13 protein-coding genes are annotated in these 19252 nt (G+C 71.6%); 7 read left to right on the plus strand and 6 right to left on the minus strand.

Annotation, left to right across the window (positions count from 1 at the left end; genetic code table 11):
• Positions 1–20 precede the first annotated feature (20 nt).
• The gene (locus M1L60_RS02080) at positions 21–1478 is read right to left on the minus strand and encodes an ATP-binding cassette domain-containing protein (RefSeq protein WP_253235521.1); all 1458 of its coding nucleotides are present in this window, start codon (positions 1476–1478) and stop codon (positions 21–23) included.
• Positions 1479–1892: 414 nt separating this feature from the next.
• Here M1L60_RS02080 and M1L60_RS02085 point away from each other — a divergent pair, with 414 nt between their 5' ends.
• Together M1L60_RS02085 and M1L60_RS02090 are read left to right on the plus strand one after the other, a co-directional pair.
• On the plus strand, positions 1893–2408 hold the full coding sequence (locus M1L60_RS02085) for a GNAT family N-acetyltransferase (protein ID WP_253235522.1): 516 nt from the start codon (positions 1893–1895) through the stop codon (positions 2406–2408).
• Complete coding sequence (locus tag M1L60_RS02090; protein ID WP_253235523.1) at positions 2408–3583, plus strand: dienelactone hydrolase family protein; 1176 nt, start codon at positions 2408–2410, stop codon at positions 3581–3583. Before M1L60_RS02085 ends, M1L60_RS02090 begins: the two co-directional genes overlap by 1 nt.
• 1848 nt (positions 3584–5431) lie before the next feature.
• Here M1L60_RS02090 and M1L60_RS02095 read toward each other — a convergent pair.
• Positions 5432–6340: an alpha/beta fold hydrolase gene (locus M1L60_RS02095; RefSeq protein ID WP_253235524.1), complete on the minus strand. Its 909-nt coding sequence runs from the start codon at positions 6338–6340 to the stop codon at positions 5432–5434.
• A gap of 190 nt (positions 6341–6530) precedes the next feature.
• On the opposite strand from M1L60_RS02095, the gene M1L60_RS02100 reads away from it, so the two are divergent.
• From M1L60_RS02100 to M1L60_RS02115, 4 genes are all read left to right on the plus strand, one after another.
• Entirely contained in the window at positions 6531–7133 is a 603-nt protein-coding gene (locus M1L60_RS02100; protein ID WP_253235525.1) for a GNAT family N-acetyltransferase, read from the plus strand.
• A 90-nt stretch (positions 7134–7223) separates the two neighbouring features.
• A complete protein-coding gene (locus M1L60_RS02105; RefSeq protein ID WP_253235526.1) occupies positions 7224–12176 on the plus strand; it encodes a diguanylate cyclase in 4953 nt (1650 codons plus the stop codon).
• A 126-nt stretch (positions 12177–12302) separates the two neighbouring features.
• Positions 12303–13217, plus strand: a complete 915-nt coding sequence (locus M1L60_RS02110) for a DUF4277 domain-containing protein (RefSeq protein WP_253235527.1) — start codon at positions 12303–12305, stop codon at positions 13215–13217.
• 104 nt (positions 13218–13321) lie between these two features.
• Positions 13322–13645: a hypothetical protein gene (locus tag M1L60_RS02115; RefSeq protein ID WP_253235528.1), complete on the plus strand. Its 324-nt coding sequence runs from the start codon at positions 13322–13324 to the stop codon at positions 13643–13645.
• A gap of 111 nt (positions 13646–13756) precedes the next feature.
• Here M1L60_RS02115 and M1L60_RS02120 read toward each other — a convergent pair whose 3' ends face one another.
• From M1L60_RS02120 to M1L60_RS02135, 4 genes are all read right to left on the minus strand, one after another.
• A complete protein-coding gene (locus M1L60_RS02120) occupies positions 13757–15274 on the minus strand; it encodes a CHASE domain-containing protein (protein ID WP_253235529.1) in 1518 nt (505 codons plus the stop codon).
• Entirely contained in the window at positions 15271–15870 is a 600-nt protein-coding gene (locus M1L60_RS02125) for an RNA polymerase sigma factor (protein WP_253235530.1), read from the minus strand. The genes M1L60_RS02120 and M1L60_RS02125 overlap by 4 nt, the downstream gene beginning before the upstream one ends.
• 199 nt (positions 15871–16069) lie before the next feature.
• A complete protein-coding gene (locus M1L60_RS02130; protein ID WP_253235531.1) occupies positions 16070–16330 on the minus strand; it encodes a hypothetical protein in 261 nt (86 codons plus the stop codon).
• 75 nt (positions 16331–16405) lie between these two features.
• Positions 16406–17188, minus strand: coding sequence for a GNAT family N-acetyltransferase (locus tag M1L60_RS02135; RefSeq protein WP_253235532.1), 783 nt, complete (start codon positions 17186–17188; stop codon positions 16406–16408).
• Between the two features lie 178 nt (positions 17189–17366).
• Between M1L60_RS02135 and M1L60_RS02140 the strand changes: the two genes are divergently transcribed.
• Entirely contained in the window at positions 17367–19244 is a 1878-nt protein-coding gene (locus M1L60_RS02140; RefSeq protein WP_253235533.1) for an ABC transporter ATP-binding protein, read from the plus strand.
• The last annotated feature ends 8 nt before the right edge of the window (positions 19245–19252 follow it).

Genomic DNA, 19252 nt, shown 5'->3' on the forward strand with positions numbered 1-19252 from the left:
GCACCCCATGACGATGCGGCCTACGGGTTGCGTTGCACCTCTGAGGAATTGATCACCGGCCAGTCGGCCAGATCGGCCCGCATCTGCCGGTCGTGGGTGGCCACGACGACGGCCATCGCGGTGGTCCGCAGGGCCGCGGTCAGGTCGTCGACCAGCGACGCCGACAGGTGGTTGGTCGGCTCGTCGAGGATCAGCAGGTCGGGCCCGTCGGCCAGGATCTGCTCGAGCTGCCGCCGCCGCAACTGGCCGGGCGACATCCGCACGGTCGCGTCGGGCACCTCCTGGGCCAGGAACCCCACGCGTACGCCCGGAGTGGCGGCCAGCGCGGCCAGCAGCGTCGACTTCCCCGAGCCGTTGGGCCCGGTCACCAGCAACCGGTCCCCACCCCGCAGCCGTACGCTGACCGGCGCCCGCATCCGGCCGGGCACCATGACGTCGACGGCGTCGAGCAGCGGCGCCCCGGCCCGGGTGTCGCTCGCCGGGAACCGCAGCGGACGCGGCGGCGACGGCACCGTGATCCGATGCGCGTCGAGGGCCTCCTGGCGGCGCCGCAACGCTTGCACGATGCCCGGCGCCCGGCTCTGCCGCTTGTGCTTGCCGACCCCTTTGTCCGGCCGCCAGCCCGTGCTGAGCCGCCCGCGGGCCTCGTCGACCGCGCCGGCCAGCCGCTGATGCTCGGCCACCTGGGCGTCGTACTCCTGCTGCCAGCGTTCCCGCTCGCGGGCCCGCCCGGTCTGCCAGCCGTCGTAGCCACCCGCGTAGAGGCGGGGCCGCCCGTCGGGGGTCGGGTCGAGGTCGAGGAACTCCTCGGCCACGTCGCGCAGCAGCGCCCGGTCGTGGGTGACGACCAGGACGCCGCCCGGATGCTGCCGCAGCCGCTCGGTGAGGAACGCGAGCCCGCCCGCGTCCAGGTGGTTGGTCGGCTCGTCCAGGATCAGCAGGTCGGTGCGGGCCCCGAGCACACAGGCCAGGCGTACGCGGTACCGCTGCCCGACCGACAACGTGTCCAGCCGCCGGTCCCGGTCGGTGCACGCGTCCAACGCCTCCAGGGCGACGTCGACGCGGCGCTCGGCATCCCAGGCGTCGAGCCGGGTCGCCTCGTCCAGGGCTTCCGCGTACGCCGTGGGGTCGGTCTCGACCGTGCCGAGCGCTGCCTCCAGCCGTTCCAGCGCCTGCTGCGCGGGCCGGATCGCCTGCGCGACCAGGGTGCCGACGGTCTCGCCGTGGCCGGTTGCGAGTTCCTGCTCGGCGACGCCGATCGTGCCGGCCCGGTGCACGTGGCCCTGGTCGGGTTCCGTCCGCCCGATCAGCACCTGGAGCAGCGTCGTCTTACCGCTGCCGTTCTGACCGACGACAGCCAGGCGGGACTTGGCCGACACGGTGACGTCGACGCCGTCGAGCACGACGCGGTCGCCCCGCACGACACGCAGGCCTTCGGCCCGTACATGGGAAGGGGTGGTCTTTTCGAGAATGTTCACGGTCTGCTCTCGGCTCGTCTGGGAGCCGGGCCGCGCAGAAGAGCACCGCCCGGTGAAGGACACCAGGACGGCGGTGCAGAAGCTGAGGTTCGAGTGAGCTCCGGCCGCCGTCAGCGGCCGGTGCGCAACCTCATCGAGGCGATCAACATGCCCGGAAGGCTACCCGGCGCCCGTCGATGCCGCCTCCGATTATTGGGTGTGCGCGGCATCACACGGCACCCTGACGGGATGCTCGCCCAGCCACCCACCAGCGACATCCAGCGCGCTTGCCGAAGCATCCAAGACGGTCGAGGCCGCCACGCCGGGCATCACTCGTACTTCCCTGAACGGAAGGCAGCCGATGGGCACACTGCGCGTCTAAGGGCCTGGAAACAACGGTCGACCTGCGGCCGATGCGTGATTACCGTCCCCGGCATGGCTGAGCTGATGCTTCCGACGACCCGCCTGCACGCGGCCTTTCTCGACTGCCACGACGAGTGGGGGCCAGGCCTGCACGAGGACGGTTTCGGGCTGGGCCCGGGCGACGACATCCGCAGTCCGGACGGCTTCGCGGCGTGGGTGGGGGAGCGGGTGCGGTTCACCCACCCGGCCGGCACGCCCTGCCCGCCGCAACGGCACGGCACCCCGCGCTGGATCGTCGAGGACGGGCGGGTGCTGGGCGGCATCGCGTTACGGCATTGGGAGTCCGACCTCGGCCACATCGGGTACGGGGTGCGGGCGTCGGCCCGTCGGCGCGGGCTCGCGAGCTGGGCCCTGGGCCTGATGCTGGTCGAGGCCCGCACCGCCCTCGGCCTGGACCGCGTGCTCATCCCGTGCCTGGCCGGCAACGTGGCCTCGGCCCGCACGATCGAGCGCAACGGCGGCCTCCTCGAGAACATCGTGGAGACCGACCACGGCCCGGTCCGCCGCTACTGGATCACCCTGGCCTGATGGCGCTATCGTCCGGTGTGGACCGGATCCGGCGCTGGGCGCTGCCGCTACTCGCCCTCGTGCTGGCGGCGACCGGCGGGGTGCTGCTGACCCGCGCCGGCGGTGACTTGGAACGCGAGCATGTCGAGGTCGGCGGCGTTCCCCTGGATGTGGTGCGCCCGGCCGGGTCGCCGCCAGGACCAGGCGCGGTGGTGGCCCACGGCTACGCCGGCTCGGCCCGGCTGATGGCCCAGTTCGGCGACACCTTGGCCGCGCGCGGCTTCACGGTGGTGCTGCCCGATCTCGACGGCCACGGGGCGAACACCCGGTCCCCGCGCGACCTGCAGTACGACCTCGACGTGGCGGTGACCCACCTGCGCGGCCTGCCGGGCGTCGACGGCACCCGGCTCGCGCTGATCGGCCACTCGATGGGCGCCGGCGCGGTGACCGAGTACGCGGCCGCCCACCCCGAGATCGAGGCCACGGTGGCGATCTCGCTGCCCGGCGCGCAACCCGTCCCGAAGGACCGCCCACCCCGCCTGCTCCTGCTGGTCGGCGGCCTGGAGTTCCCCGGCTTCAAAACGGCCGCCGAGGACGCGGTCGCGAACGCCCGCCCCGACCGCGAGCTGACAATCGTCCCCGGCGTCGAACACATCTCCGTCCTGTACGCCCCGGCCACCCACCGCCTGACCGCCGCCTGGCTCAGCGACGGCGACCAGCCGCTGCCGTCCCCCGCGCGGCGCCTCGTCGCGGCCGGGCTGTTGCTGTTCGGGCTGCTGCTGGGCTTTCCCACTGTGGCCCGGCTGCGGGTGTGGCCGCTGACCGTCGCCTACGCGGGGGCCGCGATCGCGGTGCCGTTGCACCTGGGCTTCACCCACGCCGTGCCGGTCGGGGCCCGCTGGTGGGTACTGCTCGCCCTGTGGGCCGGCTTCGCCGTGCTGGCCCACTTCGGCGGCTCGGTGCGCGGTGACCTCATCGGCGCTGTGCTGGCCGTGGTCGGGCTGACTTTGGCCGCCGCGGTGGGCTGGGCTCCCGGCTTCATCCTGCTCGTGGTGCCGCTGCTGGGCGTGCTCCTGGTGATTTCAGCCGGTCTGTCGGCCGTGCTCCGCGCGCGTCAGGCTCCGGGCTGGGCTGTCGCCCTGACCGGTTCGCTGCTGGTGGCCTGGCCCGTAGCGACCACGCTGCCGCTCACCTAGCGGTGAGTTCCGGAGCGACTCCAGCTGGCTGGGGGCCGGTCCCCAACGAGGCCGGCGCCCCGACGGTTCAGCCTGAAGCCGTTCTCCGCTGCCTCGAACTCGTGCCTCAGCACAATCGACGCGTCATCACGTCCACATCCCGCCACCCGGGTACGACAGCGTGGTCTTGTTAGCGAGTGTGGGCCCAACCCTCAGTGATACCGCTTATGCGTCGCCGACAGACCTCGCCGTTCACACACGGTGACGGGCGTCCGAGACAGCACACACCTTATCTGCGGCAGATGTGCGCGCTCGATACGTATGACGCAGGCCTTCGGTTCAGAGGCCGTGTTTCCCGGTTGCTGGACTTCTGGCTCCGCTTTCCGGCTCTTTCCGGAATTGGCATGGATTTGTTTGGCGTGTCGCGATCCGGGGTTGGGATAATGGTGCATGGCGCAATTGAGTTTGTTCTCCCGGTCGGAGATCACGGCCTGGCGGGATCAGACCCGGTCGCGTCGTTATTCGCCGGGCAAAGAAGAGTTCCGGCGCGATCACGCGCGTCGCCGGAACTGGGGGCTGAAAAGGCGGCATGCAGCAAAGTTGTGCCGGTTGCACGGTTGTTCGCGGGAGTGCGGGGCGCTGGGGTTGCATGATCAGGTGGATCCGGTGCCACCGCTGATCTGGGACGAGCAGACCAGTGCTACCCGTCCGGTGTCCCGCGGTGGTGCACTGGCCTGTCCGCAACACTCGCCCACCGCTGCGGATCCCGCCGACCGGCCCCGGCCCGTTGATCACGCACTGCCCGCAGGCCGCGCCGCGGTGGCGGGGCCTGCCCCGCACAGCGGCCACACTCAGACCAAGACACCACGCCCGGCAGACACGAAAGCCCTAGCCGGCGAATCGGGCCAGGACACCGCCACGACACCGGCACCAGGGACGGCGACGCCCGGCGCGTCGGGCCTGGTCGTCGTGGCAACGCCCGTGGCGGTGCTGGGGGCCGCGGGCGCATCGGGCCTGATCATCTCTACGACAGCGGCACCGGACACGGCGACGCCCGGCGCATCGGGTTCGGTCACCGCGGCAACGCCCGAGGCAGTGCTAGGGACCACGGACACATCAGGCCTGGTCACCGTGCCAACGCCGGTGACGGTGGCGAGACCGGCGGCACCTGCCGATCGACCCACACCCGCCGACCGACCGACACCATCGAGAGCGCCACAGCACCACCGACAACGGTCCCACCGGCGCACCGAACAGACATCAGGCTGCGTCAACAACAGGCCACTCGCTGCCAATGAGCAGAACACTGCCCATGGGAACCGACTGATCAACGGCCTGTCATATACGGGAATTCCGCCACCGGCCGGGAAACAGGCAACAATTCCAGCAACCGTTTCGCCATCCTCGATGGCATAACGACGCATACTCGTCCGCGCGAATCCACACACTGTTTACAGCGGTGCCAGGTCACCTGTGCATGCTCGAGAATACCGCCATGATTGTTGAGCTGCCTGTAATCTACTTTACCCAGTAGCCACTTCCGACAGGTTGCCTCATTCATGGACGGTTCAGGGACGGCTCCGCCGATACTGTGGTGTGGTTGCCAAAATGCACGGGCCCTTGATCGGGTGACCGCTTCTCGGCAGATCCGCGCATCCACGCTCGCGGCGGCTTCATGATCGCTTGCGCACAGGGTGACCAGGATTGTGGGGGCGCGTTGACGCCAGCGGTGGCCATGATCCGCGAGTGGTGCTTGTTCTTGCGAACAATGCGGTGAGTGGTGCCGGCAAAGTGGAGCCGAACGTTTGGCGCCCGAACTCGCGGGCGAACCCAAGAGTCCAACCGTCACCGCATGTCGGACGCGCGATGCTAGGCGGCGAGCAGCCGGGCCGGGGCCGGGTGGGTCGCGGCGACGAAGTCGTGGACGGCGTCGGCGAAGCGTTCCGGTTCCTCGACGTGGCCCAGGTGGCCGCTCCAGGCCAGCACCAGCAGGCGCGCGTGGGGGATCAGCGACTGCAGTTCGCGACCCCAGCGCAACCCGCCCACGATGTCGTAGCTGCCCGCGGTGATCAGGGTCGGCACGCGCAGGCTGCGCAATGCCTGGCGGTCGTCGACCGGGTCGGCCGTGCCGTCGGCCCGGCGTGACGAGACGTACGCCAGCCTGACCTTGGCCCGCAGGGGCGAGAGCTCCTCGCGGCGGCCCCAGTAGTGCGCGACCAGGGCCGGGAACACCCGCCGGGCGGCCGCCGTGAGCAGGCGTTCGTCGGTGAGGGTGGGTAGCAGCCGGGCCGCGTCGATCACCGTTTGCAGTGCCGGGTGGGACTGGTTGCGCCGCACGAAGCGGTCGAACTGGTGGCGGCTCTCCTCCTCGAGCTCGGGCCCGCCGACCGGGGAGCTGCCGTGCAGGATCAGGCCGGCCAGCCGCTCGGACCGGCGCAGCGCGTAGTACTGGGCGACCCGCCCGCCGTGGCCGTGGCCGAGCAGGTGCACGGCCGGGTGCCCGAGGTGGTCGAGCAGGCGGTCGACGGCCCGGGCGTGGAAGGCCCGGTCGTACCCGTACGGATGGGTCGGCAGCCGCCCCGATGCCCCGGAGCCCAGCGGCTCGACGTAGACCACAGTCATTCCCTGTTCGAGGGCCGGCATCCGCATGTACTCCCAGGACAGTCCGGGCCCGCCCGGCAGCACCACACACACCGGACCGCCGGTGCCGCGCACGTGGTAGCGCAGCGCCATCCCGCACACGTCGACCAGATGCCATCCTCGCCGCAACGCTCTCATCTCGTGATCCCCCCACCGGTCGTTGATTCCCCTACGACCACCCTGGGGGCGATCCCGATCTCAGGGACCCGTGCTGCACCCCGGTCCGGCCCCGGGCCCGACCCCCGGGCCGACCGGCGAGCTATTGTTCCGGCTTGAACGAGAGGCGGATTCATATGTGCCGCCCGCTGGAACGTTTCTGAAGGTCAGCATGGAACTCCGCAATTCCACCGAATCGTCCGCGCGCGCGTTCCGGACCGCCGTCGACATGCTCGCCGCCACTCGTCGCCGCGGGCGCCCCGGCCGGCGACCGGCCACCACCCAGCTCGGCCTCACCGGCGGCGGTGAACAGCACTTCATGGTGGCCGGGCTCGAGGGCCGCACCTCGACCGGCTCCGTCCCGCCCGATCTGGCCCTGATCCGCCGGCTGGCCAGCGACGAGTACGACACTTTCGCCCACGTCGTCGGCCTCGCCTTCGGTGTGCCGGCCGAGGTCGTGGCCCGCGTCTACACGGCCGAGGTGCTGGCCAACCCCCAGATCGGGGCGTACGTCGCCGAGACCGGCACCGGTCTGGCCGTGGCGGCCGGGGCCGGGCTGCTGGCCCAGGGCCACCTCGGTCTGGCCAACGTGAGCGCGCTGCCCGAGTTCCGCGGGCAGGGCTACGGCCGGGTGCTCACCGAGGCCGTCCTGCGCCGGGGCCGGGCCGCCGGGGCGCACACCGCCTACCTGCACGCGAGCGACGACACCGTCCCCTTCTTCGAGCGGCTCGGGTTCACCCCGCGGCCGGGGTGGACGATGTTGAGCGCCGCTTGACGCGTTGTCCTCACGCTTCGCCGGTCCGGGCCGAACAGGTAGGAGGCGAGGCCCGCCGTCGGAGCGGGACGGGTGCGACGGACGGTGACGATGGGTGCGGAGAGCAGGGCAGGGCAGCCGGGCGAGCTGCCCATGGCCGGCCTGCACCACGTCGTGCTCACGTCGACCGACCGCACGCTGATCAAGCGGCTCTACCTGCCGGACGGCGACACCACCGTCATCTGGAAGCAGTTCCTCGGCCCGGGCGGCCCCACCCGCCGCCGCCGGGAGCACGCCGTGCTGCTGCGGCTGGCCGGGGCGCCCGGCATCGGGCGGCTCTCCGAGTGGACCCATCCGGACGCCGAACTGCTGGTCGACGTGGGCGGGCGGACCCTGGCCTACGCGATGGCGGCGCACGAGATCGAGCTGGTCGCCGTGCCCCGGCTGGCCCATCGGCTGGCCCGCATCATCGCCGGCATGCACGCCCGCGGGGTCGTGCACAAGGACATCAACCCGTCGAACATCCTCATCGACGACGCCGGCCGGCCCGTGCTGACCGACTTCGACGCGGCCAGCCTGTTCACCGAGGACCACGCCGCCTTCGGCAACCTGCACGAGATCGAGGGCACGCTGCAGTACCTGCCGCCGGAACAGACCGGGCGCACCGGCCTGCCCGTCGACCACCGGGCCGACCTGTACGCGCTGGGCGCCACCCTCTACGAGGTGGTGGCCGGGCACCCGCCGCTGGCCCACGACGACGACCTGCAACACCTGCGGGACCTGCTGCTGCGCGTGCCGGTCCCGCTTTCGGGCGTACGGGCCCAGACGCCCCCGATGCTGTCCGAGATCGTGGCCAAACTGCTCGAGAAGGAACCCGGCCGCCGCTACCAGAGCGCCGAGGGTCTGGCCCATGACCTGGCCCGGCTGCGGGAACGCCCCGCCGCCACCTTCCCCCTGGCCGAGCGCGACTTCCCACTGCGGCTGACCGCCCCCTCGATGCTGATCGGCCGGGACGCCGAGGTGACCGTGCTCCGCGCCGCCTGGGAGGAGGCCGTGCTCGGCGGTGACCGCGGCGTCCTCGTCGCCGGCGCGGCCGGCACCGGCAAGTCGGCGCTGGTCAACGCGCTGCGCCGCCCGGTCGCGGCGCGTGGCGGCTGGTTCGCGACCGGTCGCGCCGACCCGGCCCGGGCGGGCGCCACGGCCGGCCCGGTCCTGCAGGCGCTGCGCCGCCTGGGCAGCCTGCTGCTGGCCGAGCCGCCCGAGGCGCTGGCCGCCCTGCGCCTGTCGCTGCTGACCGCCCTCGGCCCCAACACCGGCCTGATCACGGCGGCCGTGCCCGAGTTCGGCCCCCTGCTGCAGACCGAGGACGGCGACGCGCCGCCCGGCGAGGCCGACGCCGGCGTCCGGCTCCGGCAGGCGGTGGTGGCGTTGCTCGGCACGGTGGCCGACCCCCGGCACCCGGTGCTGCTGGCCCTGGACGACCTGCAGTGGGCCGACCCCACCTCGATCGCGCTGCTGGACGCGATCCTGACCGAACCGGGTCTGCGCGGGGTGCTCGTGGTCGGCGCCTACCGGCCGGACGAACTGGACGCCGAGCACCCGCTGAGCGTGCTGCTGGAGCGGCGGCAGCCCGACGGCACCCTCGGCCGCCGGCTGGAGTTGGGCGACCTGCCCCTCGAAAGCTCGTGCGAGCTGCTGCGCGAGGCGTTACGCCTGCCCGCGGTGGCGGCCCGGGACCTCGCGGCCCTGCTGCACCGGTGGACCGGCGGCAACCCGTCGGACACCCTCGAACTGGTCAACGCGCTGCGCCGGGGCGGCGCGCTGACCCTGGGCGACAACGGGTGGCGCTGGGACGACGAGCAGATCCGGCAGCAGGCGGCCCGCAGCGACGTCGTCGGGCTGCTGCGCGACCGCATCGAGAGCCTGCCACCGGAGTCGGGTCGTCTGCTGCGCCTGCTCGCGCTGCTCGGCGGCAAGGATGTGACAGCTCCGGTGCTGGCCCGCGCGGCCGGATTGAGCCTGCTGCAGCTCCAGGCCCCGATGTACCCGCTGCTGGACGAGGAACTGGTCGTCGTCTCGGCCGTGCCCGGTGATCCGGCCGCCCCGCTGTTGCCGATGCTGCGTCACGAGCGGGTGCGCCGGGCCGCGCTGGCCGGGCTGCCCGACGAGCAGCGGCGCCGGACCCGGCTCGAGATGGCCCGGCACCTGGCCGGCGCGGCCGACACGGCGATCTTCGCGGCCGAGCAGTACCTGGAGGCGACCGGGCTGGTCACCGAGGCCGGCGAGCGGCGGACGATGGCCCGGTTGTTCACGGTGGCCGCCGGGCGGGCCGCCGCGGCCGGGAACCATCAGGCGGCCGAGGCGTTCGCGGGGGCCGCGGTCGAGGCGCTGGGCCCGGGGGCCGACGGCGCGGCCCGGCTCGACGCCCTCGGCCGCCGGCACGCGGCGCTGTACCAGCTCGGCCGGCTCGACGAGGCCGACACCGTGTACGCGGACGTGGAACAGGCCGAACCTGATGCCATACGCCTGACCGATGTGGCCTTTGTGCAGTTCAGCAGCCTGGCCCAGCGCTCGCGCCAGCGGGAGGCGCTCGACCTGGGCCTCGACCTGCTGGTCCGGCTCGGCTACGAGCTGCCGGGGCCCGCGTTCCGGGCCGACATTCCCGCCCTCTGCGCCGACATCCAGGCGTGGGCGGCGCGCCTCGACCTGACCGCCGACCTGGCCCGGCCCGAGATCACCGACCCGCGCGTGCTGGCCGTGACCCGGGTCCTCGGCAAGATCATGCCGATGTGCTTCCTGCTGGGCGAGCGGCTGCTCGGCCCGTGGGTGCTGGTGCAGGCCTGGCGGTTGTGGGACCGGCACGGCCCGTCCCCGCAGCTGGTGGCCACGCTGAGCTCGGTCGGCATGATGCTGCTGCAGGTCATCGGCGACTACCGGGCCGGGGTGCGGATCGGGCGGCACATGCTGGCCGTGAGCGAGCAGCGCGACTACGAGCCGTTCACCTCGCTGGTCCGCTACCGGTACGCGATGCAGCTGCAGGTGTGGACCGACCCGCTCGAGCTGACGATCGCCGAGACCCGCCGCGCCTACGACGGACTGGTCCGCGGCGGCGAGCTCGAGATGGCGGCCGGGGCGTGGAACGCGGTGATCCTGGGCCGGCTCGAATCGGCGCCCACGGTGGCCGACTACGTGGTCGACATCGAGGCGGCGCTGGACTTCGACGCCCGTACCGGAAACGATTTCTTCGGTGGGGTGGCGGTCGCGCACCGGCAGCTGGCCCGGGCCCTGCAGGGCGGCACGACCCCGGCCGGCAGCCTCGACGACGACGGCTTCACCGAGGCCGGCCACCTGGCCGGGTTGCCGACCGAGGCGCTGACGACCAACGCCTACCACGTGGCCCGGGCCCTGGCCGCGGCGATCTTCGGCGACGACGCGGCCCTGCAACGCCACGCCGGCGCGGCCCAGCGGTCGAGCGGGGTGCTGCCCGGCTATCTGGGAGCGCAGGCGCAGGTGCTGGCGATGCTGGCCCACGCCACCCGGCTGCACCACGTGGCCCCGGCCGACCGCCCGGCCGATCCCGGCTACGCGCAGATCACCGACGGGCTGGCCTGGATCCGGGCCCGCGCCGAGGACTGCCCGGCCAACTTCGAGCACCTGGCCCACTGGCTGGCGGCCGAGGAGGCGTGGCTGCGCGAGGACCTGCCGGCCGCGTTCTTCGGCTTCGACAATGCCGTCCAGCAGGCCCAGCGGCGGCAACGGCCCTGGCACACCGCGCTGATCCTGGAACGGGCGGCCAAGCTGTACGCCTCGGTCGGGCTCGGCGCCGGAGCCCGGCTGCACATCGCCGAGGCCCTGCGCGGGTACGGCAAGTGGGGCGCCACCGGCAAGGTCGCCCAGCTGCTGGACGCACATCCGGACCTGCGCCCGGCCACGCGCAGCGCCCCGGCCCGATCGCGCGGGACCGGCCCCCTGCGCTCCGACGCGGTCGACACGACGGCGATCCTGCGGGCGTCCCAGGCCCTCAGCGAGGCCACCGACCTGGGGCAACTGCGCCGGGCCATCAATGAGCAGCTGACCGCGCTGACCGGCGCGTCCGAGGTCGTGCTGGTGATCCGGTCCGACGACGACTCCTGGTACCTGCCCGGCGGCCCGGACGGCGCCGACGCGCTCGACCTCGAGGGCGCCGAGATGTACGGCCTGCTGCCGGCCAGCGCGTTCCAGTACGCCGTGCGGACCCGCTCCGTGCTGCTCGTGGAGGACGCCACCCGCGACGACCGGTTCGCCCGCGACCCGTTCCTGGCCAACGCGCAACGCTGCTCGCTGCTGGTCGTGCCCGTGCTGCACGGCGAGACCCTGCGGGCCGTGCTGGTGCTGGCCAACCGGCAGACCAGCGGCCTGTTCACGGCCGAGCGCCTGGACGCGGTCACCCTGATCACCGGTCAGCTCGTGGTGTCGCTGAACAACGCCCGCTACTACGCCGACCTGGACGCCCAGGTCGCCGCGCGGACCCGCGAACTGGCCGCCGCCAACACCAAGCTCGAGGAGCTGAGCAGCACCGACGCGATGACCGGGCTGGCCAACCGGCGCCGCTTCGAGCAGGCGCTGAGCGCCCACCACGACCGGCTGGACCATTCCGGACGGCCGTACGCGATCATGATGATCGACGTCGACCTGTTCAAGAAGTACAACGACCGGTTCGGCCACCAGGCCGGCGACGAATGCCTGCGCAAGGTGGGCGCGGCCCTGGCCGCCGCCATCCGGGCCGCCGGCACCGACCTGGCCTGCCGCTACGGCGGCGAGGAGTTCGTGCTGATCCTCGGCGACAGCGACCCGGCCGTGGCCGCCCTGCTGGCCGAACGCACCCGGGCCGGCATCCAGGCCCTGCGCATCCCCCACCCGGACGGCCCGGCCGGCGTGGTCACGGTCAGCATCGGCGTGGCCGTCGCCGCCGTCCCCGCGGAAACCACGAGCGACCTGATGCGCCGGGCCGACGCCGCCCTCTACGAGGCCAAGGCGGCCGGCCGCAACGGCGTCCGCATCGCCGAGCCCCTGGTGCCGGTCTAGACCCGGACTTCGCACATGCTTTGGGGTGAATGTCCGTCACTCTGATCAAGATTGATGTGTTGGTCGGGTGTGGGTGTGCCTCGTCGTAGTGCTGTGCGTCCTCGTGCTGAGCTGGTCGAGGGTGTTGTGCTGGAGAAACGTCTGGGATCGCTGCCGGTGATCGCGGATTTCTGCCGGCGGATCGACATTGCCGGGATCATCGACGGGCTGTGCCCGATCCGTGATGTCGCTCTGGCGACGCATGGTCAGGTCATCGAGATCTTGATCGCGAACCGGTTGACGCAGCCGTCGGCGATGGCCGGGATCTGCGATTGGGCGAAGGCGTGGGCGGTCCCGGAGGTTTACGGGATCGCCGTGTCCGCAGATGGGGCGATCCCGGTGTTCCATCACGTCTATGACGGCGGCGCCGGTGAGATCGCCCAGGTCGTCGAGGCCATGCACGCCCTGCAGGATCTGGCCTCCACGCCCGGGTTCCTGATGGTCGGTGACTCGAAGCTGATCTCCTACCGCAATCTCACCGCGATGAACGACGCCGGAGTCCGGTTCCTCGCCCCTCTCGCAGCAGCCAGAGTCCCGGCCGGTCTGTTCGCCGGTATCGACCCGGCCGGCACCACACCAGTGGACTACCTCGCCCAGCGCGACATCAACAAACCGGCCGCTGACCGCTGCGCCTACCGGGTCACCGAAGATGTCATGCACCTTGCCGGGCCGCGCAAAGCCGACCCGGTGCACCAGATCCGCCGGATCCTGGTGCACTCCAGCGCGAACCAGAACGCCGCCGCCACCGCCCGGGAGCTCAAACTCGGCAAGGCCCGCACCGACCTGGACATCCTCGTGCGGACCGCCGGCACCCGGTATCACCCCGATGTCGCCGCCGTGACCGCGAAAGCCACCCAGATCAGCAACAACGGCGGGTCGGCGCCTACCTGCGCACCACCATCACCCTCGATACCGACACCGGTAAACCGCGCTTTGCCTGGCACTTCGACCAAGCCGCGATCGACGCCGAAGCCGCTACCGACGGCTGGTATGCCCTACTGACCAACCTTGATCCCGCCGACGCCGATCCCGCCGAGGTCCTACGCCGTTACAAAGGCCAATCCGCCGTGGAACAGCGCTGCAGCAGCATCAAAGGTCCCCTCGCCGTGGCACCGATGTTCCTGCAAACCAACCGCAGGATCACCGCCCTGATCACCGTGATCTGCCTGGCGCTGCTCATTTTCAGCCTCATCGAACGCGAAGCCCGCCGCCGCCTCGCCGAGCAGGAGCAGAGCGACATGGTCGGCTTCTACGCCTTCGACAATCGGGCCGTCAGACCCACCGCCCGGCTCATCCTGCAAGCCCTGCACGACCTCCGACTCATCCCCGCCCACCACCGGCAACCACCCAAATTCCCACGCCCAGGATGGCTACAAGCCCAACTCCTCGCCCTACTCAACGTCGACCCCACCCGGCCACGCTGGCAATAACGGCAGTCCAAAACCATGTGCGAAGTCCGGGTCTAGAACGTGACCCGCCGCCGCTCAGGCGGGGCCGACCGGTAACAACAATCCATACGCGGGCGGCGGTGTCGGTCTCCTCTACTTGGTTTTGCGGGTGGTCAATGCAGGCGCCTTGCCGGACCTGGGGGGTGGCCCGAGGTCGGGGGCGTCTTCTCGGTGCTGGTGGCGGGGCTCGGCTGCGACGGGGTCCGACTTGGCGCGGGGGACCGCCGCACGGCGGGTGCCGGTCAGGGCAAGGGCGAGGGCGGAGAGCAGTGCGGTGATGACGACGCCGACCAGCCAGGCGGCCAAGTCCAGAGATCGCGAGGAAGGCTGCAGCCGGTCGGTCGCGGCCACTTGCAGCTGCCACTGACGCTGTGCGGCCTCCACGGTCACCAGCATCGCCGTGGGTTCCTCCAACTCGCTGGGCGGCTGCCAGGCCGCCAAGACCTCCTGATTGCCGGCAGTGGTGTCCCGCAGGCTGACGGCGACCACGTCGCGAGCCGTCTCGCTGGTGCTTTCGGTGAGAAGGTCGCCGAACCGCAGACTCAGGGTCACCCAACCGCGGAACTGTTCCAGCTCTGGTCTCGGCGTGGACTTGGTGTAGACGGGTGCGGCGAGAACGGTTGACAGCTGTTGCTGCGCCGGCGGAAGGCCTCGGTCTCTCAACAATCGATACGGGCGACTCGCGACCACGCTGTGCGTGTCCCGCGCCAGCCGGAGTGCCTCGGCCGGTTCCGAAGCGGCGGTGAGGTCGAGCCCGCCCGATGCCGGGCCGTGGGTCGCGGATACGCTGAGTACCGCAAACAGATGCTCACCCGACGGCGCCGCCGGTCGTAGGACCAGATCAGTCGCCCCGTTGGCCCGCCACCGGGCCTGGACCTGCGAGATCTGCGCGGAGTCGGTGGCCACGACGAAAGAGACACCGGACGCCGCAGTCCACCCGGTCCAGCCGATCGGCGCCGTGATGGCGGTGAACTCCTTGGCCTCGAGGTCAGCCTGAGCACCGACTGCTGCGGCAATGTCCGTCAGCGCGCTGCTGTAGCGGCTCACTTCCGCGGCAACTCCCTGCGCCACCATCTCGGTCCGCTGGGCCAGCGACTGCCTCATCCGGCTCTCGCCTGTCTGCCGCGCGGTGGCTACCGCCAGCCCGGTACTGGCCAACCCCACCAGAACCGCGGCCAAGAGCACCAGCGATCGGTGACGGACGTTCCTCGTTCGAGCGGCCGGGACGTGGGCCTCCCGCACGATGCTCGCCGACTCGCGCCGAGCATCGGCGAGGATCCGCCCGGCCTCCTGCCGCGCGGCGGCCACCTTCTTCACGGCTTCCTGCTGGGCGGCGGCCACCTTCTTGGCTGCTTCCTCCTGGGCCGCGGCCACCTTCGCCTCGGCCTCCCGCCGGGCCGCGGCCACCTTTTCCGCGGCCTGGTACAGGGCCATGTCCTCGAACTGCTCGGCGCGTGCCCGGCGCGTGGACAGCGGGTCCTCCCGCATGATCAGGTCCCGGCGGCGAGCCGGTTCGCCGCCGGCCAGCCGCGCGTCCACCACGTCGTCGGCGAGGTCGATGACCTCCGCCAACAACTCGTCGAGGGGCGTCTCGTCGTCGAAGGGGCTCATCGTGTCTCCTCCCTGAGCGTTGTCGTGGCGACCCGTTTCGGCAGCGGTCTCGAGCGGTCCCGCGCTCGGTCCTGCTCGACCTCCTGCCGCAGCCGCTGCCGAGCCAGCTGCAGGTTCTTCCGGACGGCGGCCTCGTTCGTCCCGAGCGCGTCGGCGATGTCGGCGGTGGGCACCTGATCGATGAAGCCGGCCATGACAGCCCGCTGGGCGGGCGGCAACTTCGCCAGCAGCTCGATGATCCATTGGCGGTCCACGCATGCGGTGACAGTGGTTCCGTCGTCGTTCTCGGCGTAGGGCCGGGCGGGCCCGGCCTGGTCGAGCCGATCGGAGCGCCAGGCGGCATCCCTGCGCAGCCGGCCGATCGAGCGGGTCACCATCGTCCTGGCGTAGGCCTCCTTGTTCGCGATCGAATACCAGCGGCGATACAGATAGGTCAGCGCATCGTTCGCCGCGTCCTCGGCGTCGGAGACGCTGCCCCATACCACTGCGCCGTACTTCACCAGCGACGGGAACATCCGGTCGTAGAACGGAGCAAACTCCGAGGCGGGCGGCGGCGGGTGGAACTCCGCTGAGGGGCTGATCTCCTGCGGGCCCATCGGCACCTGCTTCCGCTCGTCATCGTCGACCTCGGCTGTCACCGGTAAGAGGTGGCAACCCTTCCCAGGTGTGAGGTGCTTTAACGTTATTTTTCCGACACGTCTCCGGCGGATGGGGCAGTTCGGCGCAGTGACGCCTTTCTGACACAGGCCGGCGGGGCCGGCCGCCTCGCCGACCCACATGCCTTGGATTGCGCTGTCAGCGGTGGGTCGAAACGATCACCCCGCCGAGCAGGACCGCAGCCGTCGCGGCGACCACTGTGACCGGCACCGAGGTGGTCACCATGAAGACGCCGCCGATCCCAGCGAGCATCCCGTTGATCACTACGACCAGGCTGTTCGCGGTCCATCGCCCACGCCGCCGGACTGCCCGGTTCCCCGAACCGGCCCGGTCGCCCTCAACGCCGATCATCAGTGCACGCCTTTCGCCGATCTGCCGGCAGCGGAGCAGCTGCCTCACCCGGTAGAGGATCAGCGCCCAGCATCCTGTGAAGTCCGACTTGCCCACTATGTCGCTGAGCCGGAAGGCGGAACCTCAGTCGCCGAGGTCGTCGTAGGTGCCGGTTGGCTGCAGGTAGTGGATGGCGGTGGTGGGGCGCAGGCCGAGGCGCTCGAAGACGGGTTGCCCCTCCACCGTGGAGTGCAGGACGACCCGGCGCCGGCCGGACTCGCGGGTGGCCTCGGTGATCGTGTGGCGGGTGACGGCCTGGCCGTAGCCACGGCGGGACTGCTCGGGCAGGGTGGCGACGAGCGTCACCACCAGGGCGTCGGCGCTGGGCACGGCGGCGGCACAGGTCACGGCCCGGCCGTCGCGGTAGCCGACATAGGCGTACGCCTCGTCGAGCCACAGCCGGGAGCCGGCGAACGCCTCGTGGCCGACGGTCGGTGGCAGGTCGTACGCCAAGGCGTTGATCTCGCCCAGCGTCGCGAGGTCGTCCTCGTCGGTGACCCGCCGGAACTCCAGATCGGAGGAGGCGGGCCCGGTCAGGTCCGGCTCGCCGTCCAGGGCCTGCCCGGTGAAGGCGATCTCGAGCCCGGCGTCGGCCGCCCGGTCGTCCAGTTCCTGGCGGGCCCGCGGGCTGAGCAGGTCGGCGAAGACCCACAGATAGCCGCCCTCGTCCCGGCCCCGCAGGAACTCGGCTTCCCGGACGAGTTGCTCGCTGAGATCCTCGGCCGTGATGTCGGACCCGGTCAGCGTGGCCGCGTTCCACCACACGAACGGGCTACCCGCCCACTGGCCCTGGCCCGCGGCCAGGCGCCCCCACACGTCGGCGAACCGGTCCCTTGCCTCGACAGCACCCACAACGGTTACCTCCACCTTCGGCTCTGTTCCAGGGGCTACCCGCCGGCGCGGCCGTCCAGCCACGATGTGCCGGTCGCCACGGTGAATTGATTCACGTCAGATGGACACGTGCCTAACTCTTTCGGGGAGGCGACAGCAGCGCGTGACTCGACGAGTGTGGAGGGTGACGGTTCCCACGAGGAGCGGGGTGTCTGTGAGCGTCACCGACGAGACAGTACTGCCGGAACTGCGCAACGCCTGGTGGGAGCACGGCGTGCGCCGACGGGCCGAGACCGGGGTGCTCGGCGTGTTCGCCGAGCTGCCCCAGTTCGTACGCCAAGCCATCGCCCTGGCCTGGCGGGCCGACAAGATGCGGACCACGGTGGTCGGCCTGGCCACGCTCGGCAGCGGCGCCATGGCCACGTTCGGGCTGCTGTCGACCCAGAAGCTGCTGGTCGCCCTGTTCGCCGGGGGACCGACGCCCGACCGGGTCCGCGCGGCCCTGCCCGCCCTGGTCGCGCTGGCCGCGGCGACCGCGTTGCGGGGCGCGCTGGGCATCGCCATCGGGTACGCCCAGAACGGGCTCACGCCCCGGGTCAATCAGGCCGCCGAGCGCCGCCTGTTCGAGGCCACCACCGCCGTCCGTCTGGACGCCTTCGACGCCGACGCCTTCGCCGACGACATGGAACGGGCGAGCCGCGGCAGCGACGCGGCCAACGGCCTGGTCCACGACACCTCGAACGTGCTCGCCGGTTTTGTCGGGCTGGCCGCGGTGGCCGTGGCCGTGGTGCTGATCAACCCGTTGCTGCTGCTCGCGCTCGTCGTCGCCACCGTGCCCAACGGGTACGCGGCCCTGCGCGCGGGCCACCTGCGGTACTCCAGCTACCTGGCCGGCTCGGTCCGCCGCCGCCGTCGTAACGTGCTCGAACGCCAGATGGCCGACCGCGAGTCCGCGCCCGAACTCCGGTCGTACGGCCTGCGGAAGTTCCTGCTCGGCCAGTACGACATGGTGATGGGCGCGCAGACCACCGAGGATCTGACCCTGGCCCGCCGGGTCACCACGACGACCAGCGTCGGCGCCGTGATCAGCGGGCTCGGCCTGGGCGGGGTGTGGGTGCTGCTCGGTTTCCTGCTGGCCGGCGGGCACATCCCGCTGGCCGCGGCGGTGACCTGCGTCGTCGCCGTGCAGGCGGCCCAGCGGGCGCTGTCGACGGTGACGTTCCAGCTCGACGGCATGTTCACCGACGGCCAGTTCTTCAAGGAGTACGTGAACTTCCTCGAACGGGCCAAGCAGTACATGCCCGGGGCCGACCGGCGGGACCGGCCGAAGCCGCCGGCCCTGCGCCGCCTCGACATCCGGGCCGTCAGCCTGCGCTATCCCGACCGCGACACATGCGCCGTCGACCAGGTCTCGCTCACCATCGAGGCCGGGCAGACCGTGGCCTTCGTCGGCGAGAACGGCTCGGGCAAGTCGACGCTGGCCGCGATGATCGGCGCCCTGCGCGCCCCGACCGACGGCGTCATCGAGTGGAACGGCCGCCCGGTGGCCGACTGGGACCGCGACGCCGTGATCGCGCGGATCGCGGTGGTGCTGCAGGAGCACCACAAGTGGCCCTACACCGCGGCCACCAACATCGCCATGGGTGACCTGTCGGTCGACGCCGAGCAGGACCGCATCGAGACCGCGGCGCTGCGCGCGGCCGCCCACGAGACGATCCAGTCGCTGCCCTACGGCTACCGGACCCTGCTCGACCGCACGTTCAAGGAGGGGCACGACCTGTCGGGCGGGCAGTGGCAGCGGATCACCGCCGCCCGCGGTTTCTATCGCGACGCCGACCTGCTCATCATGGACGAGCCGTCGTCCGCGCTCGACCCGCGGGCCGAGGACGCGCTGTTCCAGGCCATCCGCAGCCGCCAGGGGCACCGCACGACGATCCTGATCACCCACCGCCTGGCCAACGTCAAACACGCCGACCAGATCTTCGTGCTGCACGAGGGTTTGCTGGTCGAGCAGGGCACGCACGCCGACCTGATGGCCCGGGCCGGCCGCTACGCCGGTCTGTTCACCCTGCAGGCGGCGGGATATCAGTAATCTCGGAT

Source organism: Paractinoplanes aksuensis, from assembly GCF_024137025.1.
Taxonomy (GTDB): Bacteria; Actinomycetota; Actinomycetes; order Mycobacteriales; family Micromonosporaceae; genus Actinoplanes; species Actinoplanes aksuensis.